Genomic DNA, 13,250 nt, shown 5'->3' with positions numbered 1-13,250 from the left:
GGAGGTATTCATTATTTAGAAAAATTAATTATTTTCTTTTTTTAGCTGGAGCTTTTCTTTTAACTGGAGCTTTTTTCCCTTTTTTCACTACAGTCTTCTTCTCTACTACATCTAGATCAGATTTCTTAAGTGCATCCCAGGCAGCACCGTTTACAGCTTCAACAACTACTTTTCTGTCTACCATTCTTTCAGCATCAGAAGCTTTTTCAGAAACAGTAGCGTCTCTTTCACCAACTCCTACAGATTTCAATTGAGTTCCGCTAACACCTCTAGTTTCAAGAGCAGCAACTACAGCAGCAGCTCTTTGTCTTGAAAGTTTCAAGTTGTAAGCATCAGCACCTTTCTTATCTGTGTGACCAGTTACTAAGAATGTACCATCGTTAGATTGCTTGATGATTGTAGCAGCTTGATCTAATTTAGTACTAGACTCTGGTCTGATAGTAGCTTTGTTGAAATCAAATAAGATATCTTTAAGCGCACCAGTAGCTTCTTTAGCGATAACATCTTTTGGCTTAGGACATCCGTTGTATTCTGGAAGACCTGGAACTGTAGGACAAGCATCGTCTTTATCTAGGATACCGTCACCATCTGTATCTGGCCAAGGACAACCGTTGTTTTCTTTTGGACCTGCTACTGTAGGACAAGCATCATCTTTATCGATTACACCGTCACCATCTGTATCTGGCCAAGGACAACCATTGTTTTCAACTGGACCAGCAACATCTGGACATTGATCGTCTTTATCTGGAACTCCGTCACCATCTGTATCAGGACATCCCTGGAATTCTGGTAAACCTGGAGTATCTGGACAAAGGTCATCTTTATCTAGGATACCATCCTTATCTCTATCTCTGTTTCCGAATCTGAATAGGATAGATGCAGAAGCTTGCCAGAAATTAGCAACTGTAGATTTATCACCTGGAGTTGATACATAATCTCCCTGGATACCAAGACCGAAGTTTTTAGTTACCCAGAAGTTAGCACCAGCACCTGTAGCTACTGCAAAGTGGTTAGCTTTACCGTTTTCGTTACCATCCTTACCGTTTGATACAGTTTCGATTGGATTACCGTTAGCATCTACACTTGTTCTTGGGAAACTAAGTGCAGTATAATCATGTCTTAAGTAGTTAGCACCAACTCTTAAATATGGATCAAACCAAGATTCTTCGTTCCATAAAAGACCTGCAGCGTGAGCCTGGAAACCAAGACCTGTCATTAGGAAAAATTCTTTCCCCATGTTGAATCTTTTGTTTTCAACATTTCCAACAGAAGTTTGCCAGTCGATAACTAAACCTTTTCCAACGTTTCTAGCAACTGTTAACTTAGATAATGGAGGTGTAATAGAGAAATTGTTCACATTGAACATTCTCTTTGTTAAATTTTGAGCAGAGAACGTATTACTGAAATTACCTCTTGCTGCTACGTGGTTTTCTGCATGAGCACCAACACCGATTAACCACGGGTTGTTGGTAGTCTGTGCGAAAACAGTAGAGGCAACAGTAAGCGCCAATGCTGAAATTCCTAATTTTAGATTTTTCATAGAATTAAATGATTAAATAATTGATAATGCAAAATAAATATAATTTTTCTTTATACACAAAGTTTTTCAAATGATTTTTAACTTTTCTTTAATATTCTGTCCAGGTTCCGTTTATTTTCTCTATCTTTTATGGCCTCCCTTTTATCGAAAAGCTTTTTCCCTCTACCCAGCGCTATCAGCACCTTTGCTTTCCCTCTATCGGTGATATATAATTTTAAAGGGATAATAGTATTTCCGGCATCCTTTAACTTTTTCTCAAGTTTTTGCAATTCTTTTTTGTGCAACAGCAATTTCCGTTCCCTTTTTGTCTTATGGTTGTAAAAAGTTCCTAATTTATACTCATCAATCATCATGTTGATGATGTACAATTCCCCATCAATAAACTGACAGAACGATTCTGTGATAGATGCTTTTGAAGAACGTAAAGATTTTATTTCGGTTCCCGTCAAAACCATTCCGGCTTCATATTCTTCCAGAATTTCATATTCAAACCTGGCTCTTCTATTTAATATATTAACTGTTTTCTCAATCTTCATCATTTTAAAATTTCGTTAATGAAATATAATAAAAAATACCGTACATTTAAAAACTTGACTATTATATTATTACACAATACCCAAATTCTTTTTGTATTTTTGCGCCAAATTTACAAAACTATATGTTAACAGTATCTAACTTATCTTTACAATTCGGGAAAAGAGTTCTTTTTGACGAGGTAAATATTATGTTTACCAAAGGAAACTGCTACGGGATCATCGGAGCAAACGGTGCGGGAAAGTCTACATTCCTTAAAATATTAACAGGAAAGCAGGATCCCACAACAGGAAATGTATCTCTTGAGCCAGGAAAAAGAATGTCAGTTTTGGAGCAGGATCACTTTGCTTATGATCAGTTTACTGTTCTTGAAACGGTTTTGAGAGGAAACAAAAAATTATTTGAGATAAAAGAGGAAATGGATGCGTTATACGCAAAAGAAGATTTCTCTGACGCAGATGGTATTAAAGCAGGTGAACTGGGGGTACTTTACGATGAAATGGGTGGATGGACTGCCGAATCTGATGCACAAACCATGCTTTCAAACGTAGGTATTACAGAAGATATGCACTGGCAGCTGATGGGTGAACTTGAGAACAAGGACAAGGTAAAAGTTCTATTGGCTCAGGCATTATTCGGTAACCCTGATGTTCTAATCCTGGATGAGCCTACCAACGACCTTGACATTGATACAATCTCCTGGTTGGAGGATTTCCTTGCTGATTATGAAAACACCGTAATCGTAGTTTCTCACGACCGTCACTTCCTGGATACAGTATGTACACACATTGGTGACCTGGATTATTCCAAACTTAATCTTTATACAGGTAACTACTCTTTCTGGTACCAGGCTTCCCAGCTGGCAACCAAACAGAGAGCACAAGCCAATAAAAAGGCTGAAGAGAAGAAAAAAGAACTTCAGGACTTCATTGCAAGATTCAGCTCTAACGTAGCAAAAGCAAAACAAGCTACCGCAAGAAAGAAAATGATCGATAAATTAAACATCGATGACATTAAACCAACTTCACGAAGATACCCGGCAATTATTTTTGAAATGGAAAGAGAAGCCGGAGATCAGATCCTGGACGTAAAGGGACTTGAAAAAACTAAAGACGGTGAATTGCTATTCTCAAACATCGACCTGAATCTTAAAAAAGGAGATAAAGTAGCTGTCCTTTCTAAAAACTCTTTAGCAATTACAGAATTTTTTGAAATTCTGGCAGGAAATGTTGAGCCTGATAAAGGAACTTTCGCATGGGGGGTTACTACTAACCAATCTCATATGCCTTTAGATAACACTAATTTCTTCCAGGAAGATTTAAGCCTGGTAGACTGGCTGAGACAATTTACAAAAAATGATGAAGAGCGCCATGAAGAATTTGTAAGAGGATTCTTAGGAAGAATGCTCTTCTCGGGCGATGAAGCATTGAAGTCATGTAAAGTACTTTCGGGAGGTGAGAAAATGAGATGTATGTTCAGCAGAATGATGCTTCAGAAAGCCAACGTACTTTTATTGGATGAACCTACCAACCACCTGGATCTTGAAAGTATTACGACTTTGAACAACTCCTTGTCTAACTTTAAAGGAAATATTTTATTGGCTTCTCATGACCATGAAATGCTTCAGACGGTTTGTAACAGAATCATAGAATTGACTCCTAAAGGAATTATTGACAGAGAAATGACTTATGATGAATATCTTGCTGATAAAAAGGTAAAAGAATTAAGAGAAAAAATGTATTCTTAATCTGAAACCATCATCAATACATTATAAAAATACCTCAAAGCAGAGCTTTGAGGTATTTTTGTTTAAACAATAAATAAATAATTAATTATTTTGTCAATTTCGTAGTCGGAATAGAAATAGTTCCCGGATCTTTCCATAACCCATCCTTTTCTGCTCTTTTTTTGATAGCCTGGGCTCTTTTCTCACTATCCGGATGAGAGTTAAACATTTTCTCAAATCCTGATTGCTTGCTTCCTTCTGAAAGCAATGCCAGTTTTTTGAAAGCAGAATAAGCGCCTACCACATCATACTTATTGGCTTTCATAAAATCATAAGAATATGTATCAGCTTCAGATTCTTGTTTTTTACTGTGGGAAGCATCTAAAAAGGCGTTTGCCATTTTACCGATCTGGCTGTCATTAAGGGTAGCCACTGCAGAAGAAGCCGATGATGCAGCATCTAATGCCGCAGCCTTTAAATAGGCGGATTTCATTGCATCTTTTGTATCCTGATTTTTAACATGTCCAATTTCATGTCCGATAACTGCCAAAAGCTCATTATCCGTCATGATATCCATCAAAGAAGAAAATACTCTTACACTACCGTCTGCGCAGGCAAAAGCATTAATATCTTTTACCTTGTAAACCTTATAATTCAGGTTCAGTCCGTCCTGGGACTTATGTTTACCAAACAATTTATTCAGTCTCACGGTATACGGATCTTTTGGTCCGGCTACAGGATTATTCTTATCCATCCAATCTACAGATTCTTTGGATAACTTAATAGCGTCTTCATTAGTGAATGTTAAAGCTTTTGCTCCGTTTGAAACGATTCCGGCTGCTTTTCCGAGATTAATTTTTTGAGCATCCATCGAATGCATTGTTCCTAAAAACAACAGACAGACAATAATTTTTTTCATAGTCATTTAATTGGTGCACGAAGATAGATAATTTTTAATAATTACAAAGGCAAAACTTCGTTCTATATCATTTCAAAATGCTATTTTTTTTCCTTATTTTTGTGAAATGAGTCAAAAATGGATTTATAAACCCGAACCCGATGAGGAAATTGTGGACGGATTAAGTTCGTCACTCGGTTTTGGTACTTTTGAATCTAAACTTCTTGTTCTGAGAGGGATTGACAATTATCAAAAGGCCAGAGAGTTTTTTAAACCGAACCTTAACGATATACACAGCCCGTTTTTAATGGCAGATATGCAAAAAGCGGTAGAACGTATTGCCACTGCAATTGAAAATGGCGAAAAAATATTGGTATATGGCGATTACGATGTAGACGGAACTACGGCTGTTGCCTTAATGTACCTTTATCTCAGCAAAATTGTAGAAAAAAAATATCTGGATTATTATATTCCGGACAGAAATTCTGAAGGATATGGAATTTCTACCGAGGGAATTGATTTCGCCAAGGAGAACGGTTTTTCTTTGATTATCGCTCTGGATTGTGGAATCAAGGCAATTGATATGATCAATTATGCCGCCAGTCTGGGAATAGATTTTATCATCTGCGATCATCACCTTCCGGGTGAGGAAATTCCCAATGCCGCAGCGGTTCTGGATCCCAAACGAAGCGACTGCAGATATCCTTTTAAAGAACTTTCCGGTTGTGGTGTAGGCTTCAAGCTATGCCAGGGATTAAATACCATTTATAAAATTCCTGAAGCGGAATTATTTGAATTAACGGACCTTTTAGCCATTTCCATTGCTGCCGACATCGTATCGATGACCGGGGAAAACAGGGTACTGGCCAAAATGGGTCTAAAAATCCTCCGGAAAACAAGAAATATGGGATTAAGGCTATTAATCCCGGAAGACAAACTCTCTCATTTTGAAATTTCAAATATTGTTTTTGAAATTGCTCCTAAAATCAATGCTGCCGGAAGAATTTCACATGGTAAAGCAGCCGTTGAGCTAATGGTTTCTGATAACCTAAAACATGCCAATCAGATCGTAAATGATATCATGAACCTCAACGATGAAAGGCGTGAACTGGACATGAATTCTACCCTTTCTGCCCTGAATCAGATTATTGAATCACAGCAGGAAACAAAACATACAACCATTGTTTACCATCCTGAATGGAATAAAGGAGTTATCGGTATCGTTGCTTCAAGACTTATCGAAACTTATTATAAACCCACCCTGGTATTTACAGATGGAAATAACGGAGAAATGGTAGCATCAGCAAGGTCTGTTTCTGATTTTGATGTACATGAAGCACTGGATATGTGTTCAGAATACTTTCTGAAATTCGGAGGGCACCACGCAGCTGCCGGGCTATCCATGGAAAAAGATAAATTTGATGCATTTAAAGAAAAGTTTGAGAGAATTGTTTCTGAAAAAATTCAGGAACATCAGAAAGAACCTTCTATCACAATTGATTCTGAAATCCGGATTGATGACATCAACAGAGAGTTTATTAACTTCCATAGAAAATTAGCTCCTTTTGGACCTCACAATATGAAACCTATCTTTACCCTGACGAATCAAAAGCTTTCAGGCTATGTGAAAACCATGGGAAAAGACAATAATCACCTTAAGTTTTATATTAAACAGGAATCTACAGGAAGGAATATTGAATGTGTAGGTTTTAAGCTGGGCCCTTTTGCCGAAGATTTTAAAAACAAGAATTTTGATCTTGCTTTCACTTTGGAAGAAAACCATTGGAAAGGCAATGTCACCCATTATCTTAATATTAAAGATGTAAAGTTCAGAGATTAGCAACTGCTTTCCGCTGCCTGCCATCTACTCCTTAAACAATGAAAAAAATAGGTTTATTTTTCGGATCATTCAATCCTATTCATATCGGACATCTTATTTTAGCCAATTATATATTGGAAAATTCTGATATGGATGAATTGTGGTTTGTGGTAAGCCCTCAAAATCCTTTTAAAGATAAAAAGTCTTTATTAAAAGACCACAACAGATTAGACATGGTACAGCTTGCTGTAAAAAACTATCCTAATATGAGGGCTTCCAATGTAGAATTTTCACTCCCAAAACCTAGTTATACAATTGATACTCTCACTTATCTTCATGAAAAATATCCCGAATATTCTTTCAGCCTTATTATGGGAGAAGATAATCTGGAAAGCCTGCATAAATGGAAAAATTCTGACATCCTGATCAAAAATCATCATATTATAGTGTATCCCAGGGTTTTTGTAGGTGAGAAAAAGGACTCTGAATATTTGCAGCATGAAAATATATCTCTGATAAAAGCCCCTGTCATAGAGCTTTCTGCTACGGAAATCCGCAATATGATCAGGGATGGAAAAAATGTAAGGCCCATGCTTCCTCCTGAAGTTTTTGAATATTTGGATGGAAGCAGTTTTTATAAGTAATTTTGGCAATAAGAAATCAGAAGCCGGAAGTTAGAGAAAGACTCTTCACTTCTACTATTCAACTTATCAATATAGAATGGACTTCATTAATAAATTTTTCTCAAAGTATCCCCAGGAAAAAATCATTAAATGGTTTAAGCAAATTTGCCTTGCTGAAGCAATTACCTGTTTTCTTCTTTACGGAATTGCCATGATCTGGAAGAGATATGATGATGAAGGTATTCTGCCTACTATTTTTATTATAATCGTTGGTAATATCCACGGTTTATTTTTTACGCTCTATTTATTATTTTGCCTTCCTGTAAGAAAAATCTTTAATTGGGATGATGAAGATTTTGTATTCGCTTTACTGGCTGCATTTTTCCCTTTTGCCACTGTTTGGGTTGATAAAAAATTAGCCCGATTCGACAGAGAATAATTTCTTTTTTTAAAAAAACGTCAATTTTTATGTAACAAAATTATTGTTACAGGTGTCTTATTATGTAGAAAGTTAAGCTACTTATTTTTTTAGTTAAAATTTTACATACTGAAAATCAAATAGTTAAAATTTTAAATAATCATTTTTAAGTACTTTGTATTGCATAATACTAAATTTATTATATATCTTTGCTATGTTAAATAACTATCCATACAAGCTATTAAAAATTAAAAAATAATAATCATGAAAACTCAACTTCTTATTGCCGCTTTATTTTTCAGTGGATTTGCTGCAGCCCAGCAAAAGAAAGACAGTTTGAAAGTGAACACGATCGAAGCTGTTACTATCAGAAAACAGGTTTTCAAAAAAGAAGGGGACCGGTTGGTTTATGATGTGGCTTCCTCACCTATCGCTAAAGGCACTAATACATTCAATCTTTTGAAACAGACTCCTATGATTTCCAGTATAGATGGGAAAACATTAAAAATTCTAGGAAAGTCTGACGCTGTCATTTATATCAATAATAAAAAAACCAATATGGATTCTGAAGCATTAATTGAAATGCTGAAGTCTACCCCGTCAGAGGATATACAAAAAATTGAAGTGATTACTGTTCCGGGAAGTGAATTCCAGGTGGAGTCTAAAGAAGGGGTTATTAATATAGTCATGAAAAAGAACAGGAATAACGGGTACAATGGGACAATGAAAATGCAGAATGAGCAGGCTTATTATAATAATCCATCAGCTGGAGGTTCTTTCAACTTCAGGCAGGGCAAATGGTCCGGGAATTCTAATTTCAGAATGGGAAGCTGGACAGACCGTCAGAAATACACGTTATCCAATGGAGATCCAACCTTCAGAAATGAGTCTTACGGGTATAATGATGATCCTAATAAAAACTTCACAGGAGGCTTTAATATTGATTATGAAATTAACAGGAAGCAGAGCTTAGGATTTTCTTACAACATGCGGTATAACAAGAGTTTCAACTCAGTGCTGGACATTACCAACTGGCAAAATGGAGTATTAGCCAACAGGACTGTGAATAACGAAGATGCTCAGACACGATATCATTCTTTTAATTTAAACTATGAACTCAAAACAGATTCTATAGGCAGTAAGCTTACTTCCAATGTCTCTTATTTCTGGTATAACAGGGATAAAGTAAGCCTTAATGAAAGTTTTCCTTTGAATAGTGATCCCAATAATAAATATTCTGCACTACATCAATCGGTACCACAGATCATCAATAACTACGCCGGCAATATAGATTATATGAAAAAGACGGCTAATGGGGCAACTTGGCTGACCGGAGTAAGCTACAACCACACCGAAACGGATAATGACACCCAGCAGGATAAGCTTATTAACGGAGATTTTATCATTGATCCCAATCAAACCAACCACTTTATTTATAAGGAAAACATCTTAGGTATTTATCTTAATTATGAAAGAAAACTAACAGAGAAGCTTACCGGAAAAATAGGAGCACGTTACGAAATGACCCGAAGCACCGGAGATATTGTAGAAAAAACCGGGTTTGAAAGAAATTATAATAATCTATTGCCTTCCCTGAATTTGAATTATGCCATCAATGCCAATCATAATCTCAGCTATACTTTTTCCAGCAGGATCAGAAGACCCAGATTCTGGGAGTTAAATCCTTCAAGAACTTACTTCACTCCTACTAATTATACTCAGAACAATCCATTCATTCTGGCTGCCAAGTATTACAATCAGGAGCTCAATTATATGTATAATAATGCATTCTATGCCAACCTCAGCTTCACGATGGTAGAGGATGCCATGGCTACGGATCTGATTCCGTTACAGGGAACGGTAACTGCTCCTAAAAAAGATGCTGACGGCAATATCATATATGATGGCAGTGGCAATCAGATTATGTCAACAACAAAGTTTCTGAGATATATAAGAACCAATTATGGAAAGAGCAGAGAACTTGGTTTAACTCTTGGGATGAACAAATCCTGGTTCAAAGATATCTGGACCACCAATTACTCTGTCAACCTGGGTTATATTGCTTTCAAGGGTGCAGTACTGGAAGACCCTACGTCTATACCGGTTCCTGGAGAAACCGAAATTATCGAGCCTTACATTATTGATGTTAAAAACTATAATATGTCTGCTACCATTAATAATGTGATCCGGCTTTCTTCCAAAAAAGACTGGTTTCTAGGGGTTAATTATTTCTTTGCCAGTAAAACTGCAATGGAAGCCGGTACAATAGGAGTACGGCAAAGTTTTGATATCAGCCTTAAAAAAATTATAGGCGACTGGACTATTGTAGCGGAAGTAAACGACTTATTTAATCAAAGTTATTACCGGGTTCAGGGAGTACAACCCAACGGAAGCTATAATAATATAACGAACTTCTATTATCCAAGGTTGCTGAATATAGGAGTTACCTACAATTTCGGAAATCAGAAACTGAAAAAAGCACGGGAAATGAAGTCTGCTAATGATGCTGTAAAATCAAGAACCTAATTATATCATTTATTCACCACTCTAAAAACAAAAACATGAAACGTATTCTCTTTGCCATAGTTATTCTCTCCGGAACCTGTGCTTTTGCCCAGGAAAAGAAATCCGATACGGCAAAAACAAAAAGTATAGAAGGTATCACCCTGACGAAACAGGTCTTTAAAAAACAAAGCGACCGTTTTGTATATGATGTTGCCGCATCCCCTGTTGCTAAAGGAAACACAACCTTTGATCTTCTGAAGCAAACTCCACTGTTGTCCTCAACTGATGATAAGACATTGAAAATTGCAGGAAAAAACAATGCTTTAATCTATATCAACGGAAGAAAAACGAATATGGATGCCGAATCATTGGTTCAGTTTCTAAAAAATACACCTGCGGAAAACATTCAGAAAATTGAGGTAATCACCGTTCCGGGAAGTGAATATCAGGTAGAATCATCTGATGGAATCATCAATATTGTTTTAAAGAAAAAAATGAGTGACGGGCTGAACGGGAATATGAGATTCTCCAATACACAAAGTAAATACAACGGAAGCCAGGCCAGCTTTTCTGCCAATTACAGAAAGGATAAACTGGGAATCAGTGCCAACCTCAACGGGGGCGAAAATATACAAGCCCAGACCTATACTTTAAGAAACGGTACCGCCACTACCTCAAATGAATCTACCGGAGATATTGATGATCCGAACAAGAATATCGGGGGCTATCTGAATATTGATTATCAACTTACTGATAAGAGCAATATTGCCCTCTCCTGGAACACGTGGGCCAACAAAAGTTATAATTCTACGGTAAGCTTGTTCAATACTGTCAAAAGCGGGGAGAACACAATATATACCTGGTCGAAAAATAAGGAGGATGCAAGATCTTACAATAATTCTGTCAATTTAAATTATGAATTAAAAACAGATTCCCTGGGCAGTAAAATAAATGTAAATGCAGCCTACCTGAACTATAAGAGATTTCAGTTTACTGATAACAGGACTTACGCCTCCAATATCAACAGAGGGCTGGGAAACATGACGACGCAGGTATTTCAGGATTTGCCCCAGATCATTAACAACTTTTCGGGAATGGTAGATTACATCCAGAAATTCAAAAATGATCTCACCATTTCAGTAGGAGGAAATTATAACAAAACCAAAACAGACAACGATTCTAAAAACATTACTTATTTTTTTGATCCGGCAAAAGATCCGGATTCAAAACCGAATCATTTTATTTATGATGAAAACATTTATGGCTTTTATGTAACAGCTGAAAAAAAGTTTTCCGATAAATTCTCTGGAAAAATCGGGGCAAGATATGAAATCACCAACAGTTTAGGCACATCCGACAATGCGCCTACAGCGGATCTCAGAAGAATTGAAAGAAATTATAATAATCTTCTTCCGTATCTAAGTTTTAATTATGCCATCAATGATAAAAATAACATCTCATACTCGTTTTCAAGCAGAATGAGAAGACCAAGCTTCTGGGAAATCAATCCGGTAAAAAATATTCTGACAGATTATAATTATACACAGAATAACCCTTTTGTAAAGGCCTCTTCTACCTATAACCAGGAACTTACCTATATGTATAAAAATTCATATTTCCTGATTTTAAATCATTCTTATTTTAAGGATGCTATTACCCAGGTACCATTGCAAGGCTATCCTGTAGCTCCCGATGGAAGCGTAGGAGAAAATCCGGTATTAAGGTATATCAGAACAAATTTTGGGGATAAACAGGAAATGTCTGCAATGTTAGGCATTCAGAAATCTTTCTTCAAACAATACTGGACTACAAATTTCAATATTGGGGTTCAGCACAACATTAATGATGGAAGCCTTGACACCGATCCTACTACAGGAGACAGATTCAAAAATAAACAGGGAGAGTTAATCGTGTATACCAATAAAAACAATTCTACCAGTCTTATTATCCAGACTAATAACACCATCCGGCTGGATAAAAAGAAAACATGGTTCCTGGGGATCAATTATTTCTTTGTAGACAAGCAACAGATTGAGCTGGGTACATTGAAAAGCCTGATGAGCCTGGACCTCAGCATCAAAAAAACATGGAATGAATGGACCTTTGCAGTGAATGTAAACGATATTTTAAGAACCAATATTGTTAAAATTGAAGATTATCAATCGAACGGGAACTACAACTATATTCATCAAAATCAATATCCAAGAAGTTTAACCGTAAGCCTTACCTATAATTTTGGAAATCAGAAAGTGAAAAAAGTAAGAGACATTGAAGGAGCTTCCGATTCTATTAAAAGCAGAACAAGATAAAAGTTATCTTTCTTCATATCAATCAAATTATTTTGTATAATCCGGTGATCTTCATCGGATTTTTTAATTTTTATGAATAGTAATGATTAACATTTTTATTGGTAATGTGTTTATAATTTTATTCTCACATAGCTTATTTAAACATACAAATACATGATAAATAAGGCATTATGATAATATATTATTGCAGTATATTACATTATTATGAATAATTGTGCCCATATAATTTAATATTTATATCATATAATTATTTTCACTATTAAGTGAATATTTAATTATTTTTGATATAAATAATTAAAAAATACCAATGATCACAACCAACACCTTACAGGATATTGATGAAATTTTCAGCCTGTACAAACAAGCATCTGATTTTAAAAAAGTAAAATCAAATATTCAATGGCCGGAATTCGGTTATAATATGATAGAAACCGAAATAAAGGAAAACCGCTTATACAAATTCACGATAGAAGGTAAAATAGCCTGTATATGGAGTATAGCTTTTGAAGATCCTCAAATTTGGGAAGAACAAAATTCGGATCCATCCCTTTACATTCACAGGATTGCAACTCATCCAAGCTTCAGAGGACAAAAATTTGTTGAGCAAATTGCTATATGGGCAAAATCATTTGCAGAGCAAAATAATAAGCAATATGTAAGAATGGATACTGTTGGTTTAAACCCTAAGCTGGTTAATTATTATGTCAACTGCGGATTCACTTACCTGGGCGTTAAAACACCTGCTAATACTCAAGGGCTACCCGCACATTACCAGAATATCAGCATCAATCTTTTCCAATTGAAGGTTTAATAGTAATTTAACTTTCAATGTAATTCCTTAGAATTAGTTCAAATTAAAGACAAGCTTTGATAATTCA

Annotated in this window: 10 protein-coding genes; 7 read left to right on the top strand and 3 right to left on the bottom strand. The window is 35.9% G+C overall.

Annotation, left to right across the window (positions count from 1 at the left end):
• Positions 1 to 28: 28 nt before the first annotated feature.
• The gene (locus OK18_RS10315; RefSeq protein ID WP_053327944.1) at positions 29 to 1,540 is read right to left on the bottom strand and encodes an OmpA family protein; all 1,512 of its coding nucleotides are present in this window, start codon (positions 1,538 to 1,540) and stop codon (positions 29 to 31) included.
• Between the two features lie 77 nt (positions 1,541 to 1,617).
• Positions 1,618 to 2,076 (bottom strand): SsrA-binding protein SmpB, encoded by a 459-nt coding sequence (smpB, locus tag OK18_RS10310; protein ID WP_041462062.1) that lies wholly within the window; start codon positions 2,074 to 2,076, stop codon positions 1,618 to 1,620.
• Between the two features lie 122 nt (positions 2,077 to 2,198).
• Here smpB and OK18_RS10305 point away from each other — a divergent pair, with 122 nt between their 5' ends.
• Positions 2,199 to 3,821 carry an ABC-F family ATP-binding cassette domain-containing protein gene (locus OK18_RS10305; RefSeq protein WP_053327943.1) on the top strand — a complete coding sequence of 541 codons (1,623 nt, stop codon included), beginning with the start codon at positions 2,199 to 2,201 and terminating at the stop codon, positions 3,819 to 3,821.
• A gap of 85 nt (positions 3,822 to 3,906) precedes the next feature.
• Here OK18_RS10305 and OK18_RS10300 read toward each other — a convergent pair whose 3' ends face one another.
• Positions 3,907 to 4,719 (bottom strand): M48 family metallopeptidase, encoded by an 813-nt coding sequence (locus OK18_RS10300; RefSeq protein ID WP_053327942.1) that lies wholly within the window; start codon positions 4,717 to 4,719, stop codon positions 3,907 to 3,909.
• Between the two features lie 106 nt (positions 4,720 to 4,825).
• Here OK18_RS10300 and recJ point away from each other — a divergent pair, with 106 nt between their 5' ends.
• From recJ to OK18_RS10270, 6 genes are all read left to right on the top strand, one after another.
• Positions 4,826 to 6,538: a single-stranded-DNA-specific exonuclease RecJ gene (recJ, locus tag OK18_RS10295; RefSeq protein ID WP_053327941.1), complete on the top strand. Its 1,713-nt coding sequence runs from the start codon at positions 4,826 to 4,828 to the stop codon at positions 6,536 to 6,538.
• A 38-nt stretch (positions 6,539 to 6,576) separates the two neighbouring features.
• Positions 6,577 to 7,161, top strand: a complete 585-nt coding sequence (nadD, locus tag OK18_RS10290) for a nicotinate (nicotinamide) nucleotide adenylyltransferase (protein WP_050020633.1) — start codon at positions 6,577 to 6,579, stop codon at positions 7,159 to 7,161.
• 76 nt (positions 7,162 to 7,237) lie between these two features.
• On the top strand, positions 7,238 to 7,579 hold the full coding sequence (locus OK18_RS10285; RefSeq protein ID WP_050020632.1) for a DUF3817 domain-containing protein: 342 nt from the start codon (positions 7,238 to 7,240) through the stop codon (positions 7,577 to 7,579).
• A gap of 243 nt (positions 7,580 to 7,822) precedes the next feature.
• Entirely contained in the window at positions 7,823 to 10,084 is a 2,262-nt protein-coding gene (locus OK18_RS10280; RefSeq protein WP_053327940.1) for an outer membrane beta-barrel family protein, read from the top strand.
• Positions 10,085 to 10,119: 35 nt separating this feature from the next.
• The gene (locus tag OK18_RS10275) at positions 10,120 to 12,372 is read left to right on the top strand and encodes an outer membrane beta-barrel family protein (RefSeq protein WP_053327939.1); all 2,253 of its coding nucleotides are present in this window, start codon (positions 10,120 to 10,122) and stop codon (positions 12,370 to 12,372) included.
• 307 nt (positions 12,373 to 12,679) lie between these two features.
• Positions 12,680 to 13,183, top strand: a complete 504-nt coding sequence (locus OK18_RS10270; protein ID WP_053327938.1) for a GNAT family N-acetyltransferase — start codon at positions 12,680 to 12,682, stop codon at positions 13,181 to 13,183.
• Positions 13,184 to 13,250: the final 67 nt, after the last annotated feature.

The sequence above is a fragment of the Chryseobacterium gallinarum genome (genome assembly GCF_001021975.1).
In the GTDB taxonomy this organism is placed as follows: domain Bacteria; phylum Bacteroidota; class Bacteroidia; order Flavobacteriales; family Weeksellaceae; genus Chryseobacterium; species Chryseobacterium gallinarum.
Note: the sequence above shows the minus strand (reverse complement) of the source record. Positions and strands in the feature narration are given on the sequence as shown.

Excerpts from the sequence above, each read along its gene's own strand:
- OK18_RS10275 (WP_053327939.1), top strand. The coding sequence starts at position 10,120 with ATGAAACGTATTCTCTTTGCCATAGTTATTCTCTCCGGAACCTGTGCT.
- OK18_RS10315 (WP_053327944.1), bottom strand. The coding sequence starts at position 1,540 with ATGAAAAATCTAAAATTAGGAATTTCAGCATTGGCGCTTACTGTTGCC.
- OK18_RS10300 (WP_053327942.1), bottom strand. The coding sequence starts at position 4,719 with ATGAAAAAAATTATTGTCTGTCTGTTGTTTTTAGGAACAATGCATTCG.
- nadD (WP_050020633.1), top strand. The coding sequence starts at position 6,577 with ATGAAAAAAATAGGTTTATTTTTCGGATCATTCAATCCTATTCATATC.
- OK18_RS10285 (WP_050020632.1), top strand. The coding sequence starts at position 7,238 with ATGGACTTCATTAATAAATTTTTCTCAAAGTATCCCCAGGAAAAAATC.
- smpB (WP_041462062.1), bottom strand. The coding sequence starts at position 2,076 with ATGAAGATTGAGAAAACAGTTAATATATTAAATAGAAGAGCCAGGTTT.
- OK18_RS10280 (WP_053327940.1), top strand. The coding sequence starts at position 7,823 with ATGAAAACTCAACTTCTTATTGCCGCTTTATTTTTCAGTGGATTTGCT.
- OK18_RS10270 (WP_053327938.1), top strand. The coding sequence starts at position 12,680 with ATGATCACAACCAACACCTTACAGGATATTGATGAAATTTTCAGCCTG.
- recJ (WP_053327941.1), top strand. The coding sequence starts at position 4,826 with ATGAGTCAAAAATGGATTTATAAACCCGAACCCGATGAGGAAATTGTG.
- OK18_RS10305 (WP_053327943.1), top strand. The coding sequence starts at position 2,199 with ATGTTAACAGTATCTAACTTATCTTTACAATTCGGGAAAAGAGTTCTT.